This window comes from Acrocarpospora catenulata (assembly GCF_018476525.1).
GTDB lineage: Bacteria > Actinomycetota > Actinomycetes > Streptosporangiales > Streptosporangiaceae > Acrocarpospora > Acrocarpospora catenulata.
Window position 1 is genome coordinate 18,391 of record NZ_JAHCST010000070.1, and the last position, 22,253, is coordinate 40,643.

A 22,253-nucleotide genomic window follows, 5' to 3' on the forward strand; every position below is an offset into this window, starting at 1 on the left:
ACACCCGGCTGCTGGGTCTGCGCGGCGGCACCCGGCGGCTGGTCCTCGGCATGCCCCTGCTGTACACGTGTGTCACTGGGTCCACCGGTTGGCGGCCACCTTGTACACGTCGTAGGTCTCGCTGTTGAAGTACGGCGAGGAGAGACGGTCGTAGCGGTCGTTGCCGTCGGTGTCCCAGGCGATGCTGTTGACACCGTTGAGGTAACCGGTGCGGGTCTTGCTCTTGTAGTTCAGCAGCAGCGGGCCACCGCTGGCGCCCGCGGTCATGCCGCACTTGATGCCGATGTGCTCCTGCACGTTGAACTTCGGAGCGGCCGGCATCGGCGCGGTGGTGCCGTAGCAGTACTTCATGGTGCGGCCGGTGAAGGGGCGGTCGCCGTCGGGGTGCGGACCGGCCGGGTACCCGAACGAGAACACCGTGACCTTCGTGCTCCGGTTCCAGGTGAAGCCCTGCCCGCCGACGTTGTCGCCGAGACGCCCGACCGGGGTCTTGACGATCTTGTTGTTCTCCCAGGAGACCTTGAACCCGGAGGCGACGTTGACGAACGCGTAGTCGTAGTCGAAGTCCTCCTTCACGACGAAGTCGTCGTGCGCCTGGTACCACTTGGCCGGGTAGATGCCGTACGGCGTCTTGCCCTCCCAAGCCTGGTTGCCATCCCAGTACGACGGGATGAAGACCCAGTTGTCGTAGAACTTGTTGCTGACGGGGTCGTAGACGCAGTGTCCCGCCGTGGCGACGACGTTGCGGTACTTGCCCTGAATCGAAGTACCCGAGCAGTACTTCCAGCTCTTCGGGTCCAGGGGGTTCTTGCCCGGCAGGGTGAAGAACACCCGGCCGACCGTGTTGGGCAGGTTGACCTGCTTGCTCTTGGAAGAAACCTTCTTCTCGCCACCGATCGGGGGCACGACCCCGGCCTTGCCGTCCGGCTCGGCCACGCTCGGCTTGCCCGATCCCTTGATCGAGTTGCCCAGTTCCTCGGTGCGGTCCTGGGCCGCCCGCAGCCGCGAGGGGGTCCAGAACGTGGTCGCGGCGTCGGCCGAGGTGACCGCCGCCTTCTGGGTGACGTCGCCGGGGGAGGCGGCCGACGCGGTGGAGGTGGCGCCCACGGCGCCGAACGCGACCAGCGCGCCGGCGAGGGGGATGGCGATACGCCGTGCTCGGGAGATCAATGAAGCTCCTTTCTCTTAACGAGTCCGCCGTGCTGGGACGGGCCGCGCGGTTGCCCACCAGGGCTGCCGACCGTCGCGGCGATCCACCTCACGCCTTTCTCGTTAATCAGCTGGGACGTGCTGCGAGTCCCAATTACCAGGAAACGCAAAGAACGTTAATAAAGCGGTGGCCCGCCTGGGTGGAGGTATAACGAGAAGGCTCGGTCGGGTGGCCTTTTCGTTATTTATGGAAATCGCGTTTCCGCAGGTGGTTGGGTATGCTGTGGATCGGTTGACAAGTTATTCGCGACCAGTCTCAATTTCTCTGGCATCACTTGTAACAGTCGTCTCAACCGTTGTCGCGGGGAAATTGTCGGCGCCCCGGCCGGGACGGCGGCGTGAACGGGTGCCGCGGTGGATGAGGACGCGCCGGATGTGGGACATTACCCAGCAGACGGGTTGTCGGGTCTCGCGCCGGGAGGATGTGTGGCGGACGTCATCGAGCAGCGGCCATCCCGGCGACGGCGGTGGATCGGGGTGGCGGTACTGCTGCTGGCGGTCGCCGTGCCGGTCGGAAGCATGCTGTTCAGCGAAAGCCCCGCGCCGCCGCCTCCAGCCCCGTCCCCGACGTTCGAGCCGGCGCCCGCGCTGTCCACCTTCTTGCCGAAGCCGAACGTGGTGCATCCGGCCGAGACCGGCGGGAAGACCCGGACCATTCACGTCACCTTTCCCGACGGCAGCCGGGCCAGGGTCAGCTACCCGCAGGAGCTGGACCTGGCCGGGCTCGGGCTGCGGCCGTACGCGTCGGTGGTGCTCGGGACCGCGTTCCGGGAGCTGGTCGCGCCGTACCAGGGGGCCGCCGAGGTGGCCGCGGGCGGGCCGATGATCCGCGAGCTGGCCGAGGGGGTCACGCTCTGGCCCCGGCAGGTGGGCAGCGGCGGCCAGGTCATGCTGTACGCCTTCGGCGACTGGCAGATCACGTTACGGGACCAGCCGGATCCGCTCTCCTACGAGGACCGGCGCACGCTGGCCCACGGCCTGCACGGCACGGTCACCAAGGACGGCTTCCTGACCTACACGGCCGACGAGCCGGTCCGGCTGATGGCGGCGGGGCAGGTGCTGGCGGGCCAGCCGGTGGGCCCGCAGCTCTGGTTCGGCGGGGGGACCGGCCCGCTGCTGGTGCTCGCCCCGTCGCCGTCGTGTGACAGCGTCGGGCAGGCGGTGCCCCTGATACTGCTCAGGACGGGCGCGTTCGGCACGCGGTGCCGGGACGGATTCATGATCGCGGCGTCGGGGCGGCAGTCCTTTGTGGACCGGGCGGTCGAAGGGATCAGAATCCGGCCCGAGTAGTGTCCTGACCATGTTCGCTGTCACCGCCACCCAGACCGACCCGGACAACCCGCTCAAGGGCCTGACTCTGGGCGAGCGCCCGGAACCCGAGCCGCGCGACGGCTGGACCACCGTCACCGTACGGGCCACCTCGCTCAACCACCACGACCTGTGGACGCTCAAGGGCGTCGGCATCAGCCAGGACCGGCTGCCCATCGTGCTCGGTTGCGACGCCGCCGGAGTGGCCGAGGACGGCCGTGAGGTGATCGTGCACGCGGTCATCGGCACCCCGGTGCACGGCGACGAGACCCTCGACCCGCGGCGCACCCTGCTCTCCGAGCAGCACGACGGCACCTTCGCCGAGCGGGTGGCGGTGCCGGTGGGGAACCTGGTGCCCAAACCGGCCGCGCTCTCCTTCGCCGAGGCCGCCTGCCTGCCGACCGCCTGGCTGACCGCCTACCGCATGCTCTTCGAGAAGGCGGAGCTGGAGCCGGGCTCCACCGTGCTGGTGCAGGGCGCGGGCGGCGGGGTGGCCACCGCGCTGATCGCGCTCGGCCGCGCCGGGGGCTTCCGGGTCTGGGCCACCAGCCGCTCGGCCGCCAAGCGCGAGCGGGCCCTGGAACTCGGCGCCGACCGGGTCTTCGAGTCGGGGGCGCGCCTGCCGGAGCGGGTGGACGCGGTCATGGAGACCGTGGGCCTGGCCACCTGGGATCACTCGCTGAGCGCGCTGCGGCCCGGCGGGCGGATCGTGATCAGCGGCGCCACCAGCGGCCAGGTCGCCCCCACCAAGCTGGCCCAGGTGTACTTCCTGCAGAAGTCGATCGTCGGCTCCACCATGGGCACCCGGGAGCAGCTGGCCCGGCTCGCGGTCTTCCTGGAGCAGACCGGGGTGCGGCCGGTGATCGACCGGGAGCTGCCGCTTGACCGGGCCGTGGAGGGCTTCTCCGCGATGCTGGCGGGTGACCAGTTCGGCAAGGTGGTCTTCACCGTCTGAGCGACCGTCTGGGCGCCGTACGGGTTGCTCTGTCAGGACTCCAGGCGGGTACGGATCCGGTGGGCCGCCTCGTCCAGGATGGCCTGGCAGGCGGCCAGGTCGGCGGCGGACAGCCGGGTGTCGGCGGCCTCCGCGCGGATGCGCGCCACGAAGTCGGCCAGCGTCTGCCCGAGCTCGGCGTCGTGGGCGGCGGCCTCCTCCTCGCTCACGCCAGGGTGGCCAGGGCCGAACGGCAGGCCGGTCAGCGACCAGGTCTCCGCCCAGATCCGCCGCCACTCGCTCTTCCAGCGTTCGGTGTCCTCGCGCAGCTGCCGCTTCTGGCGCTGCCACTGCTCGCGCTGCTCCTCGCGGAGCCGCCGGAACTGCGCGTGTTGCTCCTCGTGCAGGCGTCGCCGTTCCCGCCGCTCCTCGTTGGCCCGGTCCCCGTTGGTTCGGTCCTGGTTGATCCGGGCCATCTGGGTGAGCTCCTGGCGGAGTGAGCGCACGGTCTCCCGCACGTCCTCCTTCACCTCGCGGGCGATGTCCTGCACCGAGGCGGTGATCTCGCGCTCCAGCTCGGCCAGCTCGTCCAGGCGGTCGGCCAGCTCGGCCCGGCCCTGGTCGGTCAGCGTGAAGACCTTCTTGCCCGCCACCACCTCGTGGGTGACCAGGCCCTCCTCCTCCAGCCGGGCCAGCCGGGGGTAGATGGTGCCGGGGGAGGGCGAGTAGACGCCGAGGAACCGGTCCTGGAGCAGCCGGATCACCTCGTAGCCGTGCCGGGGGCTCTCCTCCAGCAGCTTCAGCAGGTAGAGCCGGAGCCGGCCATGCCCGAATACCGGACTCATGCGTGCGCTTCCGTTTCCTCGTGGGTTTCGGTACTGACGTCCTTGCGGAACAGGGTGATCTCACCGGAGACCGTGGTGGCGGAGAGCGAGGCCATGCCGCCGCCCAGCCGCCCCGACAGCGACCGGCCCCCGGGGCGGTCGCGGGCGGTCAGCTCGGGGAACTCCGCCTCCACCGCGCCCGAGGTGGACTGCAACGTCACGTCGGTCCGCACGTCGGCCGGCAGCCGGACCAGCACCGTGCCGGAGACGCTGATGAAGGTGACGTGCCCGGTGGGGGAGAGCTCCAGATCGGCCATGATCCGGCCGGTCACCGTCTGGGCCTTCAACCGGCGCGGCGCGCCGTCGGCCACGGTCAGCTCCCCGGAGACGCTGCTGAAGGACAGGTCGCCGGACAGGCCACGGCTCTCCACCGAGCCGGAGATGGTCTCGGCGTGCACCTCGCCGCTCACCCCGTCCAGCGTGATGTCGCCGGAGACGCTGCGCACGCCCGTGCGGCCCTCCAACCCGGCCAGCACGGTGGACGCCGAGATCACGCCCGCCTGCACCGGGCAGTTCTTCGGCACGGTCAGGGTCAGCACCGTGCGCCGGTTGCCCGGCCGGAGCCAGCCGAGCACGCCGTCCCAGGTGAGATCGTGGTAGGCCACGGTGAGGTGGCCGGTCTCCTCGTCGTGCTCCACGTGCAGCGGGGTGCCACCGGCCTCGGCGACCTCCAGCGTGGGCGGGCCGTCACCGGCGAGCACGGCCAGCCGCCCGGCGACGATGCGCACGGACAGGCCGGTGACCTGGCCGAACGTCAGCTCTCCGGGTTCCTCGATCGTCCAACGGGCCATGACCGACGCCTTTCACACGGAACATCCTGTACAAGACACGATATGTCGCGTTTTAGAAAAGTCAAGATGTATCGCGTTGGTCTGGGCCGGTCGCGGTTACTCGTCCTCGTCGTCAAGTCGGGCCAGCCAGGTCGCCAGGCGCTCGATCGGGGTTTCGAACTCGGGGTTGAGGTCGACGAACTCGCGGAGGCGTTCGGCCAGCCAGAGCATGCCCACCTCCTCCTCGCCCCGCCGCTCGACCAGTTCCTCGATGCCCCGGTCGGTGAAGTACACGCGCTCGATCCTCCTGAATCCTGCTCCAGATGCGGAGAAGCCCCCCACGGCGGGGGCCGTGAGGGACTTCCCCGGGGTCTTCTGTTGAACGGCCGTGGTCAGCCGAAGATCTCCTCGATGATGGCCGCGAGCTCCGCGTCGTGGGCGGCGTGCGAGCCGGCCGCGGGCGAGGAGTTCGGCGTCCTGGACACCCGGCGCAGCGGGCGGCCCTCCAGCAGATCCGGCCGCTCGGTCAGCTTCAGCGCCAGGTACGGCCACGGGCCCATGTTGACCGGCTCGTCCTGCGCCCAGATCAGCTCGGCGCCCGCCCCGTACCTGCCCAGCTCGGCCTTGAGCGGGTTCTCCGGGAACGGGAAGAGCCGCTCCAGCCGGATCAGCGCCACGTCCCGCCGGCCCGCCTTCTCCCGGGCGGCCAGCAGGTCGTAGTAGATCTTGCCGGAGCAGAGCACCACCTTGGTGGCGTTCCCCGGGTCCACCGTGCGCTCCCCGATGACCGGCTGGAACGCGCCGGAGGTGAACTCCGCCGTGGACGAGCTGGCCGCCTTGTGCCGCAGCAGCGACTTGGGGGTGAACACGATGAGCGGCTTGCGCCGGTCCGACAGCGCCTGCCAGCGCAGCAGGTGGAAGTAGTTGGCCGGGGTGGTGGGCTGGGCCACCGTCATGTTGTCCAGCGCGCAGAGCTGGAGGAAGCGCTCGATCCTGGCCGAGGAGTGGTCCGGGCCCTGGCCCTCGAAGCCGTGCGGCAGCAGCAGCACCACCGAGGAGCGCTGGCCCCACTTCTGCTCGCCCGAGGAGACGAACTCGTCGATGATCGACTGGGCGCCGTTCACGAAGTCGCCGAACTGGGCCTCCCAGAGCACCAGCGCCTCGGGGCGGACCACGCTGTAGCCGTACTCGAAGCCGAGCGCCGCGAACTCGCTGAGCAGCGAGTCGTAGACGTAGAACTTCGTGGTGCCCTCGTTGAACGCCTTGAGCGGGGTGTGGTCCTCGCCGGACACCCGGTCCACCAGCACCGCGTGCCGCTGGCCGAAGGTGCCGCGCCGGGAGTCCTGGCCGACCAGGCGCACGGGGTGGCCGTCCAGCAGCAGCGAGCCGAAGGCCAGAGTCTCGCCGGTGGCCCAGTCGATCGCGTCCTCCTCGATCATCGAGCCGCGCTTCTGCAGCACCGGCGCCAGGCGCGGGTGCACGGTGAAGCCGTCGGGGAGGTTGAGCTGGGTGTCGATGACCCGCTTCACGGTCTCCGTGGAGATCGCCGACTTGACGTCGTTGTGCGACCAGGGGATGGCCTCGTCGACCGGGGGCTTGACCACCGCGCCCGGCTCCAGCGGCTTCCTGGTCGCCTCGCGGGTCTCGGTGAAGGCCCGCTCCAGCTGCTCCTGGTAGTCGCGCAGCGCCTGCTCGGCCTCCTCGACCGAGATGTCGCCGCGGCCGATCAGGGCCTCGGTGTAGAGCTTGCGGGTGGAGCGCTTGGCGTCGATCAGGTCGTACATGAGCGGCTGGGTGAAGCTCGGGTTGTCGGCCTCGTTGTGGCCGCGCCGCCGGTAGCAGATCAGGTCGATCACGACGTCCTTGCGGAAGGCCTGGCGGTACTCGAAGGCCAGCTTGCCAACCCGGACCACGGCCTCGGGGTCGTCGCCGTTCACGTGGAAGATCGGGGCCTGGATCATCTGGGCCACGTCCGTCGCGTACACCGACGAGCGGGAGGAGGCCGGGGAGGTGGTGAAGCCCACCTGGTTGTTGACCACGATGTGCACGGTGCCGCCGGTGCGGTAGCCGCGCAGCTGGGACAGGTGCAGGGTCTCGGCCACCACGCCCTGGCCGGCGAACGCGGCGTCGCCGTGCACCAGCACCGGGAGCACGGTGAAGCCCTCCTCGCCGCGCTCCAGCAGGTCCTGCTTGGCCCGGACGACGCCCTCGAGCACGGGGTCGACCGCCTCCAGGTGGGACGGGTTGGCGACCACCGACGCGGTGATCCGCTTGCCGTTCGGCGCCACGAAGTCGCCGGTCGCGCCCAGGTGGTACTTCACGTCGCCGGAGCCGTGCGCCGAGCGCGGGTCGAGGTTGCCCTCGAACTCCCCGAACACCTGCGCGTAGGACTTGCCGACGATGTTGGCCAGCACGTTCAGCCGGCCCCGGTGGGCCATGCCGATGACGACCTCGTCCAGCTCCGAGCCGGCGGCCGAGCAGATCACCGAGTCCAGCAGCGGGATCAGCGACTCCCCGCCCTCCAGCGAGAAGCGCTTCTGGCCCACGTACTTGGTCTGCAGGAAGGTCTCGAACGCCTCGGCGGTGTTGAGGCGGGACAGCACGTGCAGCTGCTCGGCGCGGTCGGGCTTGGCGTGCGCCTTCTCCACCCGGGCCTGGATCCAGGCCCGCTCCTCGGGGCCCTGGATGTGCATGTACTCGATGCCCACCGTGCGGCAGTAGGAGTCGCGCAGCACGCCGAGCACCTCGCGCAGGGTCATCAGCGCGCGCCCGCCGAAACCGCCGGTGGGGAACTCGCGCTCCAGGTCCCACAGGGTCAGGCCGTGCTTGGTGATGTCCAGGTCGGGGTGCTTGCGCTGGCGGTACTCCAGCGGGTCGGTGTCGGCCATCAGGTGGCCGCGCACCCGGTAGGCGTGGATCAGCTCGATCACCCGGGCCGACTTGGCCACGTCGTCGTCGTGGCTGGCCGAGACGTCCTGGGTCCACCTGACCGGCTCGTACGGAATGCGCAGCGACTCGAAGATGTCGTCGTAGAAGTCGTCGGCGCCGAGCAGCAGCTGGTGGATGCGGCGCAGGAAGTCGCCCGACTGCGCGCCCTGGATGATCCGGTGGTCGTAGGTCGAGGTGAGGGTCATCACCTTGCTGATGGCCAGCCGGGAGAGCGTCTCCGCCGAGGCGCCCTGGTACTCCGCCGGGTACTCCATGGCGCCGACGCCGATGATGGTGCCCTGTCCCGGCATCAGCCGGGGCACCGAGTGCACCGTGCCGATGGTGCCGGGGTTGGTCAGCGAGATCGTGGTGCCCTGGAAGTCCTCCACGCCCAGCTTGCCGGCCCGGGCCTTGCGCACGATGTCCTCGTAGGCCATCCAGAACTGCTGGAAGTCGAGGGTCTCCGCGGCCTTGATGGAGGGCACGAGCAGCTGCCGGGTGCCGTCGCTCTTCTGCACGTCGATGGCCAGGCCCATGCCCACGTGCTCCGGCTTGACCAGCGTCGGCTTGCCGGCCACCTCGGTGTAGAAGTAGTTCATGTCCGGCATGCTCTTCAGCGCCTGGATGATCGCGTAGCCGATCAGGTGGGTGAAGGAGATCTTGCCGCCGCGTCCGCGGGAGAGGTGGTTGTTGATGACGATGCGGTTGTCGATCAGCAGCTTGGCCGGGACGGCGCGCACGCTGGTCGCGGTGGGCACCGTGAGGCTGGCCTCCATGTTGAGGGCGGTGCGCGCGGCGGCGCCGCGCAGCTTCTCCTCAACGGCGGCGGCCGGCACCGGGGTTTCGGCCTTGGCCGGGGTTTTGGCCTCGGCGGGCTTCTTGGGGGCAGGCTGCTTCTGCGGAGCGGGAGCGGGCGCCGGAGGCGCCTGGGGAACCGGTGGAGCCGGTGGAGCCGCGGCAGGGACGGCGCCGTTGGGTGCGCCGGATGGCGGGGCGGTGGTTTTGCCCGTCCCGTTGTAATCAGCGAAGAAGTGCCACCAGGCCTTGTCCACCGACTCGGGGTCCTGGAGGTACTTCTGGTACAGCTCGTCGACAAGCCACTCGTTTTGCCCGAAGCTTGCCAGCGGGTTTGTCCGCGACGACTCAGACGACACGGCGGAAATCGCCCTCTTCCGCAGATCGGCGTTGATGTAAAGAACCTGTCCAAGGCTACTCGCCCGAAACTGTTAGGCGCGCCGGTGCGGCCGTCGGTTCCGGCTCATCCTCCCAGGACCCGCCAAACAGGTCACGCGCGGGTAGCCCATTCGGAGGTGAGTTATGTCTCACCTAGTGGCTACCTTCTCACCCTACGAGCCTTTACCGAGGGAACGTGGCTGGATCGTGAGAAGACTTCACATGATCAGCTGGGTTTCGGTCCGGGCTTCGGGGGTGATTTCGCCCAACAGGGTGGTCAGCTCGGCGCCCGCGGCGGTGAGCTCCTCGATGCTCATCGGCTCCAGGCGCTCCAGCAGGAAGACGGCCTCGGTGGTGGCCTCGGTGATACGGGTGCGCACGCACTGCCGCCAGTTCCACCGGCGGCAGGTGACCCCCGTGTCGTCCCGCCAGATCACCTCGCCGATCTCCGGCTCGCCCAGCACCTCGTCGGTGGGCTCGTCGCCGCTCGCGCGCACCAACCGGGCCGAGCCCTGGTAGTGCGCGATGTCCTCGCCGCCGATGGGGAGCGCGTGGCGCACCGAGACGGTGTTGTAGGCGTCGACCACGAGGTTGATCTCGGGGAGCGGCATACGGCGGATCAGCGCGTCGACCGACGGGCGGGTGCGCTGGGGTTTGGCGCCGAAGGCGCGGTAGGCGGCCCGCCAGGACTCGATCTTCTCGTGGTCCAGCGGCACCGCCGCGTCGGCGGTCTCGGCCAGCCACCGGCGGGACCGGTCGTCGGAGGGCCCGTTGCGCAGTCCCGAGGCGGCGACGACAAGCACGGCGAAGTCGGGCCGGAGCGCGCGGACCTTCTCGTCCACCCAGATGTCCTCAATCACCGGAACAGAGTAGGGCCCGCGACCCCCCCGAGGAGCCGCGGGCCCATTCCCTGTGGATAATTGCTAGGCGCAGGCCGCGCCGTTGAGGGTGATCAGGTCGGGTACGGGGTTGGCCCCGGGCGCGCTCTTGGCCACGAAGCCGAACTTGACCGACTTACCGGGCTTGATGGTCTTGTTCAGCAGGATGTTCTTCGCGGTGACCGTGGCCCCGTCCTGGCTGTCGTCGGCGCCGACCGCGGCCAGCACCTTCTGCCCGCCGAGGAACGACCACCTCAGGGTCCAGCCGTTGATCGTGGCCGAGCCGGTGTTCTTCACCGTCACCTCGGCGGCGAAGCCCTGCGACACCGAGCCGAGGATCTTGTAGTCCACGTCGCACTTCCCGGCCGGGGTGACCGAGCCGTCGCCCTGGTCGGCGATGAACGCGGAGATCCAGGAGAGCGGCGAGTTCCAGTTGATGGTCAGCTCGTTGGTGGACCAGGACTCGATGTCGTCGATGTAGCAGAACTGCGGCTTGCAGCCCTGGAGCTTGGTCTGCGCGACCGGGTCCTGGATGGAGGAGTTGGGGCCGCCGGACAGCGTGCCGCGCGGCGGGTTGGGCAGGTCGGGGTTGAGCTGGTGGGCGTACCAGCGGCTGTGCTGGTTCTTGGAGGCGACCTCGCCGTAGCCGGTCACGTACGACTGGTTGAGCGCGTTGCGGCCGAGGATGTAGTCGATGCCCTCCAGCACGCCGTCCAGGTACTTCTTCTGCCCGCTGATGTCGTAGGCGGCGGCCATCACCACCATGTTGTTGAGCACCAGGTTGTTGGAGCCCCAGTCCCAGACGTTGTCGGCCGGCGCGTACGGCACGCCGTACGGGTGGGCCTTCAGCGTGGCCAGGTACTTGTCGGCGCCGGCCAGCACCGAGGCCCGCACGGCGGCCCGGTTCGGCAGCGCGTTCGGCACGGTGGCCAGGTCCAGGCGGCCGAGCTGGGCGGTGGCGGCCCAGTCGAAGCCGCGCTCCCGCCAGATGTCGGCGGTGTGCAGCGGCGAGGCGAGCAGGTAGTCCTTGTACTCCTTCTCCCCGGTGGTGATGTAGAGCTCCGCGGCGGCCCAGTAGAACTCGTCGGTGACGTTGGTGTCGTCGTAGGTGCCGCCGCCGTTGCCGTCGGCCGTGGAGGCGTAGATCGCGGGGTTGGCCTTGGCCGCCGTCCACGCCTTCCTGGCCGCGGCGAGGTTCTTGGCCGCGAAGGCCGCGTCGTACGGCGCGTACAGGCGGGCGGCCTGGGCGCCGGTGGCGGCCAGGTTGAGGGTGGCCGCGGTGGAGACCGGGTGGAGCTCGCGCAGCTGCGGGTCCAGGTGCGGCAGCAGCGGCAGGCCGGTCCAGTTCTGGTCATGGATCTTGTGGTGCACCATGCCGTCGGGGCGCTGCATCTTCAGCAGGAACTCCTGCTCCCAGCGGGCCTCGTCGAGCACGTCGGGCACGGCGTTGCCGCTCTCGGGGATGTTCAGCCCGCCGATGGGCTTGGCGGTGGCGGCGTTCTTGGTGCGCTCGAAGGTGCTCATCACCTGCCAGGCCGAGATGCCGCCGTTGACCACGTACTTGCCGTGGTCGCCGGCGTCGTACCAGCCGCCGGCCACGTTCAGGCGGTAGTCGCAGACGCCCGGCTGGCAGGGCACGCTGGTGTCGCCCTGGTTGGGGGCGACGCCGACGTGACCGGCGGGGCGGCCGTAGCCGGGGCGGAGCGCGTCGTCGATCGGGGTGCCGCTGCGCTGGGTGTAGTAGAACTTCAGCGCGTCCAGCTTGAGCTGGGCGTAGGCGGCGGGCGAGATGTCGAACGGGCGGCTGGTCTCACCGTCGGCGGTCAGCGTGAAGTCGGCGCCCGCCATGGTGTAGGAGCCGAAGTTGATCGAGTGCACGTTCTGGCCGGAGGAGACGTCCACGCCGCGCGGGGTGGTCTGGCCCTGGGCGACCACGGTCCCGGAGGCGTTCTTCAGCTGCCAGGGCAGGGCGCTGGTCGCCGTGGTGACCACGGTGGCGTTCTTGGGCCCCTTGGGCAGGTAGGTGACCTGGTTGACGCGGACCCGGGGGCCGGTGTCCGGCGCGTACACCTCGGGCTCGGCGCCGCCGGTGAGGGAGACGTTGTCCAGGCAGAACCGCCACGGGGTCGGGCTGCCGCCGAGCTGGAAGGCGACCTGCGCGTTGGGCAGGCTCACCGGCGCGGTGAAGGTGTAGTTGTAGGTGTTGCCGGAGACGCTCAGCTCCGGGTTGGCGGCCAGGTACGCGGTGTACGGGTCCACCGGCAGCTGGATCAGCGCGCGGGCCACCCGGCCGGGGGTGGCGGTGGCGAAGAAGCTGTAGGCGTAGGTCTCGTCGGCGACCAGCGGGATGCCGTCCAGGCCGATGATGGCGTCCCACGGGTTGACGGTGCCGCCGGGGACGTCGGCGCAGAGCCGCCCGTTGTCCAGGCCGACCGTGAGGTTCCCGGTGTTCCACCAGGGGGCGGTGGTGCTGTCGAAGGTGCCGTTGGGGATCTGCTCGGGGCCCTCCGCGTACGCGGTGGACGGGGTGAGCCCGGCGGCGAGCAGCGCGGCGGCGGCCAGCGCGGCGGCCAGGCGCCGGGGTTTCTTCAGGGCTGGTTTCAAGATGCACCTCGGTTGGGGGGACATACGAGGAGGTGGGAGCGCTCCCATAACGGTGAGTCCATTGATGTTTCCAACACGTTTCCCACCCGTCAACGACTCCCGGCGGCGGCCCGCGATTTCCCTGCCCCGCGCTGAAAGTTTCATCATTGCAAAGGATCATTTGCAAAGTTATCTTTGCAATATGGACGAGGTCTACCACATCAGCGATCCCCGGACCCTCAAGGCGGTGGCCCACCCGATGCGCGTGCGCCTGCTGGCCGCGCTCCGCGCCGACGGCCCCGCCACCGCCACCGAACTGGCGGCCAGGCTCGGCGAGAGCTCCGGCGCCACCAGCTACCACCTGCGGCAACTGGCCAGGTTCGGCTTCACCGAGGAGGACCCGGCCCCCCGCGACCGCCGGGAGCGCCGCTGGCGGGCCCGTCACCGCTACACCTCCTGGAGCAACCTCGAACTGTCCGCCACTCCCGAGGGCCGGGAGGCCGCCGCGTACATGCGCCACCGCCAGCTGGAGGCGATGACCGCCGCCATCGACGAGTTCCACAACGAGCACGAGACCTGGAGCCGGGCCTGGGTGGAGGCCGCGGGCATGTCCGACCACCTGGTCCGGCTCACGCCCGCCTCCGTGATGACCCTCTACGAGCGCATCTACGCCCTCATCGACGAGCAGGCCGAACTCGACCTGGCCGCCCCCGACGCCGAACAGGTGCGCGTCTACCTGGGCGCCTACCCCCGCCATTCGAGGTGAGCCGTATGTCGATTCGCCGGCGTTTCATCCTGGTGATGTTCCTGGCCTGGCTGCCCCCGGGCCTGATGATGGCCCCCCAGGTCCTGCTGATGACCTCGCGCGGCGTCGAGCTGACCGAGATCGGCCTGATCTTCGCCGTCTACAGCGTCACCGTGGCGCTGCTCGAACTGCCCTCCGGCGGGCTGGCCGACGTGCTCGGCGGGCGCGTGGTCATGGCCGTCTCCGCCGCGTTCACCGTGGCCGGGCTGACCCTGCTCGCGCTGGCCGCCTCGACCGAGATGTTCATGGCCGCCATGGTCCTGAAGGGCATCGCGCGGGCGCTCTCCAGCGGCCCGGCGGAGGCGTGGTTCGTGAACGCCGTGCACGCGGAGCAGGGACCGGACGCCGACCTCAAACCGGGGCTGGCGGCGGGCTCGGTGGCCAGTTCCGTCGCCCTCTGCGGCGGCGTGCTGGCCGGGGGCGCGTTACCCCTGGTGCTGCCGGGAGAGGCGCTGGCGGCGCCGATCTGGGCCGGCGCGGGGGCCGGAGTGGTGCTGCTGGTGGTGGCGCTGGTGACGATGCGCGAACCGGCCAGCCGGCGGGCCTCACTCGGCGCGGTGCTGCGCGGGGTGCCGGTGGCCGTCAGGGCGGGGTTCTCGATCGCGGTCCGGGACCGGGGGGTGGCACGGCTGCTGGCGGTCTCCGCCGGGCTCGGGGTGATGCTGAACGCGGTCGAGATGCTGACGCCCGGGCGGCTGGCCGAGCTGACCGGGGGAGTGAAGACCGGCGGCACGGCCTACGCGGTGATCGCGGCGGTCGGCTTCGCGGCCAACGCGGTGGGCGGCGGGCTCGCCCCCTGGTTCGCCCGCCGCTTCCGCACCTCGGCACGGGCGGTGATCGCCGGGACCCTGGTGACCGCCGTCTCGGTCTTCGGCCTCGCCGCGTCGGTGCTGCTCACCGGCCCGTCCGGCCTGTTCGGCGCGGGCGGCGCGTATTTCATGATCTACGCCGCCCTGGCGCTCAGCGAGGTCATCCGCATGGACCTGCTGCACCGCCGGGTGGCCGCCGGGGTCCGGGCCACCGTGCTCTCGGTGAACTCCCTGGTCCTGCAGGCCGGCGGCGCCCTCTCCGCCGCCGCGTTGGGCGCCTTCGCCGCCACCGGGGGCACCGGCGCGGCGTGGGCCGTCTGCGGCGCCGTGCTCCTGCTGACCGCCCTCCTGTACGTGCGACTGCCCGCGCCCCCCGGTCAGCCGGCGGCCACGAAGTACTCGCAGGCCCACCAGTCGCGGTAGGTCTCCGCACCGACCTCTACGGGCTGGTGGCCGAGGCGGTCGCGCTGGTGAGCCCCTCCTGGAGAAGGCGGCAGCGGCGCGCGTCCAGTGGCTGGCCGATGGCGGTGAAGATGCGCTCCGCCTGCCCGGCGAGGCGGTGTGCGCCGTCGCGGTCGCCTTCGGCCAGGGCCAGGTGCGCGCGGGCCTCGCAGATCGCGGCCTGCCAGGCGGTGCCGTCCCAGAGCTGGGCGGAGTGTTCCGCGACGGCCAGGTGCCGCCGGGCCGCCTCGAGGTCGCCGGCGTCGGCGCACGCGATCGTGGCGGGTACGGCGAGCATCACCGCGCAGAACGGGCAGGACGTCCCCGCGCCGAGCACGTGCTCGGCGCGGAACACGGTGTCGCGGGCGTCCTCGGGCCGGTCGGCGGCGGTGATGAGCGTGCCGAAGACGCGCTGCAGCAGGTGCAGGGCGATGGCCGACCACCGGGCCAGCGGCAGCGCGCGCTCGCACAGCTCCCTGGCCTCCGCCCGCTGCCCGCCCGCCAGCCGGACCTCGGCGAGCCGTTGCAGGCAGTGCGCCTCCCCGGCCCGCGCGCCGATGTCCCGGTACAGTTCGGCGGCCTCGGTGAGCTCCGTCTCGGCCAGCGCCACGTCGCCGGAGAGCAGCGCCGCCTCGCCGAGCAGGGTGGAGGCGAAGGCCACCGCCCGCAGCACGCCGGCCCGCTCCGCGGTGGCCCGCAGGGACCTGGCCAGTTCGATGACCTGGGGGTAGGGGGTGGGGCCGTACAGCAGGTACTCGGCGACGCACAGGTGGGAGTCGAACACCGCGGCCGCCACCCGTGGCGACTGCCGGCCGTACCGCAGCTCCAGGCTCAGCCGCTCGAACCACTCGCCCCGGCTGTGCGCGACCAGGCCCTGCAACGTGATCAGGTCGAGCAGCCGCCAGTCCTCGTGGGCCGCGATGAGCTCGCGGGCCTGCTCGGTGACCTGCCAGGCGGCGTCGAGATCGCCCTGGAAGTAGGCGAGGTTCCCCCGCGCGAGCAGGATCGCCACGTCGTTCGGCCCGCCGTTGAGGTCGAGACCGGCCAGGGCGTCGGCGCCCGTGGCGAGGTCGCCGGAGAGCGTGGCGGCCCTGGACAGCCCGGCCAGCGCCCGGCGGCGCAGCTCGCCCGAGCCCACCCGCACCGCCTCGCGGTAGGCCTCCACCACGGCGGGATCTCCGAGCGAGCCGAGCAGTTCGCCGCGGAGCACGGCCATCTCGGCCCGCGCCTTGCCGGTCGCGTGGCCGCGTGCGGTGTCCAGCAGCACCAGGGCGTCGCGGTAGGCGCCCACCGTCGCCTCGGCCTTCGCGGCGGCCAGCAGGTGCGGCACGGCCTCGCGTACGGCGCCGGCGGCCACCAGGTGGTGGGCGATCCGGGCCGGTGACGCGCCCAGGCCGCCGAGCCGGCGGGCCGCGTCGTGGTGCAGAGCCGCCCGCCGCTCGGCCGGCAGCCCGGCCACCAGTTCCTCGCGCAGCAGCGCGTGCCTGAACCGGAAACCGGTCCCGGTGCGCTCGATGATCCGGGCCGACAGCGCGGACTGCAGCTGGGCGTAGGCCAGCGGGTCGGGCAGGCCGCTGAGCGCCACGAACTCGTCGGTGTCGAAGGCCAGGCCGACGAGCGCCACCCTGCTGAGCAGGTCCCGGGTGGCCACCGGCAGCCGGTCGGTCAGCAACCGGCCGCCACCGGATAACGGGACCGCCGCGGAGACGTCGGCCATGGCCCGGGCGAGCTCGGTCGCGGCGAACGGCAGCCCGGCCGAGAGCTGCCAGATCTCCTCCACCGCGTCCGGCGGCAGGCCGGGGACGATCGTTTGGACCAGGGTCCGCGTCGTGGCCTGGTCCAGCGGGGTGACCGGGACGCGGACGGTGCTGTCGCGGCGGCCCAGGCTGGTGTGGAACTCGGTGAGCTGTCCGTGCCCGTCGTCGTCCCGGTGGGTGACGACCAGGATGACCGGGTCATGCCGGGTGACGCGCGCCAGATAGTGCAGCAGGCGCAGGCTGGCGTCGTCGGCCTCGTGCACGTCGTCGACGAGCAGGGCGACGCCGGAACCGGCCGCCGCGACGCCGAGCAGCGCGCCGGCCGCGACGAACAGCCGCTGGTGGCCGCCCTCCTCGTCGTCGGCGGGCTCCCGCAGGGACAGGGCGCGGTCGAGTTCACGGGAGTACCGGTCGTCCAGGCCGTCCAGCAGCGCCGGATGGGCCCGGCACAGGTCGGCGAGCGCCTCAAGCACGGGAGCGTACGGCCAGGCCCCCTCGATAGTGGCGGCGGCCCCGGCGCCGGTACGCCAGCCGCGTGCCGTCACCTCGGCGCGTACCCAGTCAAGCAACGCCGTCTTCCCCACACCGGGCGGGCCGGACAGCAGCACGGTACGGCTCGACCCGGCGGCCGCCTCGTCCAGTGCGCGCCGGAGGGTCCGCAGCGTGTCGTCGCGGCCGACCAGACCGGAGGCGGTGGCGGCGGGCGGGCGGGGCAGGGTGGCCGCGGGCAGCGCGGCGAGCGCCTGGTCGCGCAGGGCCACCGCCTCGGCCCCCGGGCTGATGCCCAGCTCCCCGCGGAGGGCGCGGTCCATCCGCTCGAACTGGCGCAGCACGGAGGTCCGGTCGCCGTCCCGCAGGTAGCCGCGCATCAGCGCCAGGTGGGCCTCCTCGTCCGCCGGGTCGGCGGCCAGCAGTTCCTCCCACCGGCCGGCCAGGCGGAGCAGCTGCTGGTGGAGCGTGGAAATCCGGTCTCTGGCCGCCTCGGCCCAGGGTTCGTACCGGTCCTCGGGCAGGAGCGTGCCACCGTAGCGGGCCAGCGCGTCGGCCGCGGGGGCGCGCTGCTCGACGGCGGCCAATGCCGCCGCCTCGAACTCCTCGACGTCGATGGTGACCGGCAGGCCTGGCCGCAGGGCGACGGTGTCGCCGCGCAGCACCACGGCCTCCGCCGCGCCGCGCAGGCCGTGCCGGGCGTAGTGGGCGGCCTTGTGCAGGCGCGGCGCGGCCTCCTCGACGGTGAGGTCCGGCCAGAGCAGGTCGATGAGCTGCTCGCGGTGCATGGAGCGCCGCCGGGTCAGGGCCAGCACCTTGACCAGCGCGGCGGCGTGTCTGCGGCGCCACGGTTCCGGCGGCCCGGGCACCCCGTCCACGAGCACCTCGAAGCGTCCCAGCATGCGGATCTCGACTGTCATGCGCCGACCTCCTGCCGCGGGAGCCCGCAGCCCCTCACCCCCAGATGGTGTTCCCGATTATGCGCTATTTGCTGTTAGTCGTTATACGACCGACCTCGCTGAGGAAGTCCACCTCCCGGCTCATCTCCGAGGAGAGCCGGCGCAGCAGCTCCTGGAGCGTGTCGAGGTCCCAGTCGTGGGCGGCGACGGCGTCGGTGGCGGCGAAGAGCCCGGCCGACAGCCCGTCCCTGAGCCGCTCGTAACGGGCCAGCGCGTCCGCGACCGGCCCGGCGCCGCCGTACCCGGCGACCACCGCGTCCGCCAGGATCTGCGCGTCGCGCAGCGCCTGGGTGATCCCATGGGTGCCGATCGGGTCCTTGTAGTACCCGGCGTCGCCGACCAGCGCCCACCCCGGACCGCAGGCCGCACGGCGGGTGTTGGGTACGCCGGGCCAGCCGCGTACGGGCGAGACGGGCGCGGCGGAGCGGAGCTCGTCGGCGGTCTCGTCCAGGCCGGCCCCGGTGAACATGTCGAGCAACGCCTGCCAGCGGGCGCCCCGGGCGGGCGCCCGGAACCCGGCCGCGGGCAGGCCGCCGAAGACGCAGGTGGCGCCGTCGTTGGTGGGGATCAGGCCGAACGAGGCCCCGGGCCGGTAGAACCACCGGTACCCCTGGTTCGACGGCCCCGTCACGTAGGTCAGCCAGAACGCGCTCGCGTGCCGGCCACGGCCGGTCACCGTCGCCCCGACGGCCTCGGCGACGGTGGATGACAGCCCGTCGGCGCCGATCACCAGCGGCGCGTACGCGTGGCGGCTGCGGCCCAGGCCGTCCCGGCCCGTGACGCCGCACACGCGGCCCTGACCGTCACGGTGCACCCCGGTGACGGCGAACCCGAACGCGACCTCGGCCCCGGCCTGCTCGGCGGCCTCCGCCAGCAGCGGGTCCAGCACGGTGCGCCGCGGCGCGTACAGGGCCGACACCCCGGCGGAGGCCCGGATGGTGACCGTCGTGGCCTGGCAGCCGTAGTCGAAGGAGGTCCGGGTGATGGCGGGCGTCCCGGCCGCGACGACGCCGTCCAGCAGCCCCCACCTGGTCAGCTGGAGCACGCCGCCGCGCATGAGCGCGTGGGTGGACAGCGTGTCGGTCCCGGGCGCCGCGCGGTCGGCCAGCAGCACGCGCAGGCCCGCACGGGCGAGCAGCATCGCGGTGGCCGCCCCGGCGCACCGGGCGCCCACCACGATCGCGTCGTACCGGTGAGTCATGACAAGGTGGTCCTTCCTGCCGAGGCGGCGTGGGTACGGGTGACCGGCGAGCCGCCCGTGATGGCGGCGACGATGTCGGCGGCGTCGAAGCGGGCGCCGTCGATGAAGCCCGAGCGGCGGCGGTGGGCGAAGCGCTGCCCGATGACGAACAGGCCGGGAACGGGGCTGGCGCCCCGGTACTGCCGCAGCCACCCCTCCCGCACCGCGCCCGGCACCTGCAGGTAGGAGTAGTCGCCGCGGAACCCGGTCGCCCAGATGACCGCCCCGAACCCCTCCCGGCTCAGGTCCAGCCGGGTCGGTCGGTCGCGGGGCACCGGCACGGGCTCCGGACGCGGCCCTTCCGGCGTCCGGGGGTCGTGGGCGTCGAGCCGGTCCAGCAGGCGGCGCAGGCGGCGGTCGGCGTCGGCGACGGTGTCGGGCAGGTCGTCGGCCAGCCGTACCGTGCCGCCGCCGAGGTCGCCGTCAAGGTCCAGGACGCGGCCGGTCAGCCGGACGCCGCGGGCGGCGAGCGCGGCCAGGTCGACGGGCCGCCCATCGGCGCGGCCGGCCAGCTGCATGGACGGCTCGCGCCTGGCCGCGTCCCGGTCCGGCACGCGGTCGATGGTGCGGTCCAGCTGCCCGGCCCGGTCCAGCCACCACATGATGTCGTGGCCCCGGTACCTGCGTGGCAGCCGGGTGTGCCGCCCGGCCGCGAGGGTGACCTCACGGCCCGCGGCGGCCAGTTCGTCGGCGATCTGGACGCCCGACGCGGAGGCGCCCACCACCAGCACCCTGCCGGGCGCGACATCCCCGGGGCGGCGGTACCCCAAGGGGCTGAGCGCCTGGACGTGGCCGGGCAGCCGGGCGGCGAAGGCCGGGAGCGCCGGGCGGGTGGCGTGCCCGCTGGCGATCACGACGTGCCTGGCCTGCCAGGTCTCCCCGGGGCAGACGACCCGCCAGCCGGTTCCGCCGTGCCGTACCGACACCACCGGCAGGTGCTCGCGCACCGGCGCCGCCGACCAGGCGGCGTACCCGGTCAGGTACGCCGCCACCTCGGCGGCGGGCAGGAAGGCGTCCGGGTCGGGACCGTCGTAGGAGTATCCGGGCAGGCGGCTCAGCCAGGCGGGGGTGAGCAGCCGCAGCGAGTCCCACCGCCGGGTCCGCCACGACTGCGCCACCCTGCCCCGCTCGATGACGACGTGGTCGCGCCCGGCCCGGGCCAGCAGCGCGCTCACGGCCAGACCGGCGTGCCCGGCGCCGACCACCACGGTGTCGGCCCGTCTCATCGGGGATCAGGCGGTGGTGACGTCGATGGCGACGGGGACGCCGTTGGTCAGCACGTCGTAGACGGCGGACCGGGCGCGGGACTGCTCGACCAGGGCGCGCAGCTTCTCCGGCGGGGCGTCGCCGGTGACCGTGAAGTGCACGCGGATCCCCTGGTAGCCGTTTCTGACCTGGTCGGACAGGCCGAGGATGCCGTTGAGGTCGATGTCGCCCTCGACGGTGGACTCGACGCTGGTCAGGTTCACGCCGCGGGCGGCGGCGATGTTGGCCAGGCCGGCGGTCAGGCAGGCGGCGAGCGCGTGGAGCAGGAACTCCACGGGGGTCGGCGCCTTTCCGCCGCCCACCAGCACGGGCGGGTGGTCGGCGTCGTAGGTGTACGGCTCGGTCCGGCTGGTGTCCTCCTGGCCGGCGCCGAAGAAGCCCTGGATGGTGCTGCGGTTGTGGGTGCCGCTGACCCAGCGGTTGGTGGCGCGGAACTGGAACTTGGCCAGCTCGGGGGAGCCCTTGACCGCGTCGAGGGTGGCGAACAGGGTCGGGGTGTCCACGCCGTTGCGTGCGATGGGGGGAGTGGCGGTGCTCATGGGTCTCCTTGGGAGATCGGGCCGGGCTTCGCCGGTCATCCGGCGATGGAGCAGACGCTATGGAGCCGGCCTTCCCCGATCCTTCTCGCGGGTTTCCCCGGGTTGGTGGACCCCGAATAGAAGGAAGTTCTATGGAGGGGGAGAATCGATCGCGTGAAGAAACTGGCGAATCCGGCGAACCCCGCCCAGCGGGACGCATGGCTGGAGGCCCGGCTCCCCGCCGTCGAACAGGTCAGGCCTGGCCTGTGGTCCATCCCCGTGCCGATCCCCATCAACCCGCTCCGCTACGTCCTGGTGTACGCGTTGGAGACTCCGACGGGGGTCGTCATCATCGACGCCGGCTGGAACACCGACGAGGCGTATGACGCGCTGGTCGCCGGGCTCGCGGTCGCCGGGTATCAGATCACCGACGTCCAGGCCGTGCTGGTGACGCATATCCATCCCGACCACTACGGCCTGGCCGGGCGGGTCAGGGAGGCGGCCGGCGCCTGGATCGGTCTGCACGCGGAGGACGCCCGGCTCCTGCACGGGCGGTACGACGACTCGGCCATCAACGACCTGGTGGCCAGCGAGCACGACCTGCTGCTCCGGTGCGGGGTGCCCGATCTGACCGCCGAGGAGCTGTCCACCGCCTCCATGATGATCAGGCATATGGTCACCATGGCCGTCCCCGACCGCCTGATCGACGACGGCGAACGCCTCGGACTACCTGGCTGGGACCTACGCGCGATCTGGACCCCCGGGCATTCCCCCGGTCACCTCTGTTTCACCGATCCCGAGCGCCGCGTGCTCTTCTCCGGCGACCACGTGCTCGCCAAGATCACCCCGATCGTGGCCGTGCACCCGCAGAGCGGCCCCAACCCGCTGGCCGACTACCTGGACGCCCTGCACGCGGTGGCCACCCTGGACGTCGCCGAGGTCCTCCCCGCCCACGAATACCGCTTCACCGACCTGGCCGACCGAGTGGCCTACGTCATCTCCCACCACGAGGACCGCCTGACCGAGGTCGAGACCGCGGTACGCGAAAGCGGCGGCATCACCTGCTGGAACCTCGCCTCCTCCCTCACCTGGTCCCGCCCCTGGGAGACCATTCCCCCCTTCATGCGCCGCTCCGCCAACAACGAAACCCTGGCCCACCTGGTCTGGCTAGAGTCCCAAGGCCGCCTCACCCGCACCAAGGGCGAACCCGACATCTGGCGATAATCGCCGTGCTAGTTCCCTCCCCTTCGACCGGCTCCGTCCAGGTGGTCGGTTGCCGTCCAGTCACGCGGAAGTTGATTG

16 protein-coding genes are annotated in these 22,253 nt (G+C 71.7%); 5 read left to right on the forward strand and 11 right to left on the reverse strand.

The window, feature by feature from the left end:
• Positions 1-72 precede the first annotated feature (72 nt).
• Positions 73-1,170: a trypsin-like serine peptidase gene (locus tag KIP79_RS39885; protein ID WP_214110217.1), complete on the reverse strand. Its 1,098-nt coding sequence runs from the start codon at positions 1,168-1,170 to the stop codon at positions 73-75.
• 465 nt (positions 1,171-1,635) lie between these two features.
• On the opposite strand from KIP79_RS39885, the gene KIP79_RS39890 reads away from it, so the two are divergent.
• Together KIP79_RS39890 and KIP79_RS39895 are read left to right on the forward strand one after the other, a co-directional pair.
• Positions 1,636-2,499, forward strand: coding sequence for a hypothetical protein (locus KIP79_RS39890; protein WP_214110218.1), 864 nt, complete (start codon positions 1,636-1,638; stop codon positions 2,497-2,499).
• A gap of 10 nt (positions 2,500-2,509) precedes the next feature.
• Positions 2,510-3,472 carry a zinc-binding dehydrogenase gene (locus tag KIP79_RS39895; protein WP_214110219.1) on the forward strand — a complete coding sequence of 321 codons (963 nt, stop codon included), beginning with the start codon at positions 2,510-2,512 and terminating at the stop codon, positions 3,470-3,472.
• A 32-nt stretch (positions 3,473-3,504) separates the two neighbouring features.
• Here the strand turns inward: KIP79_RS39895 and KIP79_RS39900 are convergent, their stop codons facing one another.
• The 6 genes from KIP79_RS39900 to KIP79_RS39925 all read right to left on the reverse strand — a co-directional run bounded on the left by KIP79_RS39900 (position 3,505) and on the right by KIP79_RS39925 (position 12,688).
• Positions 3,505-4,296, reverse strand: coding sequence for a PadR family transcriptional regulator (locus KIP79_RS39900; RefSeq protein ID WP_214110220.1), 792 nt, complete (start codon positions 4,294-4,296; stop codon positions 3,505-3,507).
• Positions 4,293-5,126, reverse strand: coding sequence for a DUF4097 family beta strand repeat-containing protein (locus KIP79_RS39905; protein WP_214110221.1), 834 nt, complete (start codon positions 5,124-5,126; stop codon positions 4,293-4,295). Before KIP79_RS39905 ends, KIP79_RS39900 begins: the two co-directional genes overlap by 4 nt.
• Positions 5,127-5,222: 96 nt before the next feature.
• On the reverse strand, positions 5,223-5,399 hold the full coding sequence (locus KIP79_RS39910; RefSeq protein WP_214110222.1) for a DUF6104 family protein: 177 nt from the start codon (positions 5,397-5,399) through the stop codon (positions 5,223-5,225).
• A 98-nt stretch (positions 5,400-5,497) separates the two neighbouring features.
• Positions 5,498-9,187: a multifunctional oxoglutarate decarboxylase/oxoglutarate dehydrogenase thiamine pyrophosphate-binding subunit/dihydrolipoyllysine-residue succinyltransferase subunit gene (locus KIP79_RS39915; RefSeq protein WP_214110223.1), complete on the reverse strand. Its 3,690-nt coding sequence runs from the start codon at positions 9,185-9,187 to the stop codon at positions 5,498-5,500.
• A 237-nt stretch (positions 9,188-9,424) separates the two neighbouring features.
• On the reverse strand, positions 9,425-10,066 hold the full coding sequence (locus KIP79_RS39920; protein ID WP_214110224.1) for a B3/B4 domain-containing protein: 642 nt from the start codon (positions 10,064-10,066) through the stop codon (positions 9,425-9,427).
• 63 nt (positions 10,067-10,129) lie between these two features.
• Positions 10,130-12,688, reverse strand: coding sequence for a glycoside hydrolase family 9 protein (locus tag KIP79_RS39925; RefSeq protein WP_308170137.1), 2,559 nt, complete (start codon positions 12,686-12,688; stop codon positions 10,130-10,132).
• Positions 12,689-12,869: 181 nt separating this feature from the next.
• Between KIP79_RS39925 and KIP79_RS39930 the strand changes: the two genes are divergently transcribed.
• Positions 12,870-13,433, forward strand: a complete 564-nt coding sequence (locus KIP79_RS39930) for a winged helix-turn-helix domain-containing protein (RefSeq protein WP_214110226.1) — start codon at positions 12,870-12,872, stop codon at positions 13,431-13,433.
• A gap of 5 nt (positions 13,434-13,438) precedes the next feature.
• Positions 13,439-14,704 (forward strand): MFS transporter, encoded by a 1,266-nt coding sequence (locus tag KIP79_RS39935; RefSeq protein ID WP_214110227.1) that lies wholly within the window; start codon positions 13,439-13,441, stop codon positions 14,702-14,704.
• A gap of 16 nt (positions 14,705-14,720) precedes the next feature.
• Here the strand turns inward: KIP79_RS39935 and KIP79_RS39940 are convergent, their stop codons facing one another.
• From KIP79_RS39940 to KIP79_RS39955, 4 genes are all read right to left on the reverse strand, one after another.
• On the reverse strand, positions 14,721-17,888 hold the full coding sequence (locus KIP79_RS39940; RefSeq protein ID WP_214110228.1) for an ATP-binding protein: 3,168 nt from the start codon (positions 17,886-17,888) through the stop codon (positions 14,721-14,723).
• A gap of 64 nt (positions 17,889-17,952) precedes the next feature.
• Complete coding sequence (locus KIP79_RS39945) at positions 17,953-19,128, reverse strand: FAD-dependent oxidoreductase (protein ID WP_214110229.1); 1,176 nt, start codon at positions 19,126-19,128, stop codon at positions 17,953-17,955.
• The gene (locus KIP79_RS39950) at positions 19,125-20,393 is read right to left on the reverse strand and encodes a flavin-containing monooxygenase (RefSeq protein ID WP_214110230.1); all 1,269 of its coding nucleotides are present in this window, start codon (positions 20,391-20,393) and stop codon (positions 19,125-19,127) included. Before KIP79_RS39950 ends, KIP79_RS39945 begins: the two co-directional genes overlap by 4 nt.
• A 6-nt stretch (positions 20,394-20,399) precedes the next feature.
• Positions 20,400-20,972: an OsmC family protein gene (locus KIP79_RS39955; protein WP_214110231.1), complete on the reverse strand. Its 573-nt coding sequence runs from the start codon at positions 20,970-20,972 to the stop codon at positions 20,400-20,402.
• A gap of 153 nt (positions 20,973-21,125) precedes the next feature.
• On the opposite strand from KIP79_RS39955, the gene KIP79_RS39960 reads away from it, so the two are divergent.
• Positions 21,126-22,175, forward strand: a complete 1,050-nt coding sequence (locus KIP79_RS39960; protein WP_308170139.1) for an MBL fold metallo-hydrolase — start codon at positions 21,126-21,128, stop codon at positions 22,173-22,175.
• Positions 22,176-22,253 lie beyond the last annotated feature (78 nt).

What these genes read in the sequence shown, in the direction of transcription:
- KIP79_RS39895 (WP_214110219.1), top strand. Translation starts at nt 2,510, where the DNA reads ATGTTCGCTGTCACCGCCACCCAGACCGACCCGGACAACCCGCTCAAG.
- KIP79_RS39940 (WP_214110228.1), bottom strand. Translation starts at nt 17,888, where the DNA reads ATGACAGTCGAGATCCGCATGCTGGGACGCTTCGAGGTGCTCGTGGAC.
- KIP79_RS39950 (WP_214110230.1), bottom strand. Translation starts at nt 20,393, where the DNA reads ATGAGACGGGCCGACACCGTGGTGGTCGGCGCCGGGCACGCCGGTCTG.
- KIP79_RS39905 (WP_214110221.1), bottom strand. Translation starts at nt 5,126, where the DNA reads ATGGCCCGTTGGACGATCGAGGAACCCGGAGAGCTGACGTTCGGCCAG.
- KIP79_RS39945 (WP_214110229.1), bottom strand. Translation starts at nt 19,128, where the DNA reads ATGACTCACCGGTACGACGCGATCGTGGTGGGCGCCCGGTGCGCCGGG.
- KIP79_RS39955 (WP_214110231.1), bottom strand. Translation starts at nt 20,972, where the DNA reads ATGAGCACCGCCACTCCCCCCATCGCACGCAACGGCGTGGACACCCCG.
- KIP79_RS39935 (WP_214110227.1), top strand. Translation starts at nt 13,439, where the DNA reads ATGTCGATTCGCCGGCGTTTCATCCTGGTGATGTTCCTGGCCTGGCTG.
- KIP79_RS39900 (WP_214110220.1), bottom strand. Translation starts at nt 4,296, where the DNA reads ATGAGTCCGGTATTCGGGCATGGCCGGCTCCGGCTCTACCTGCTGAAG.
- KIP79_RS39930 (WP_214110226.1), top strand. Translation starts at nt 12,870, where the DNA reads ATGGACGAGGTCTACCACATCAGCGATCCCCGGACCCTCAAGGCGGTG.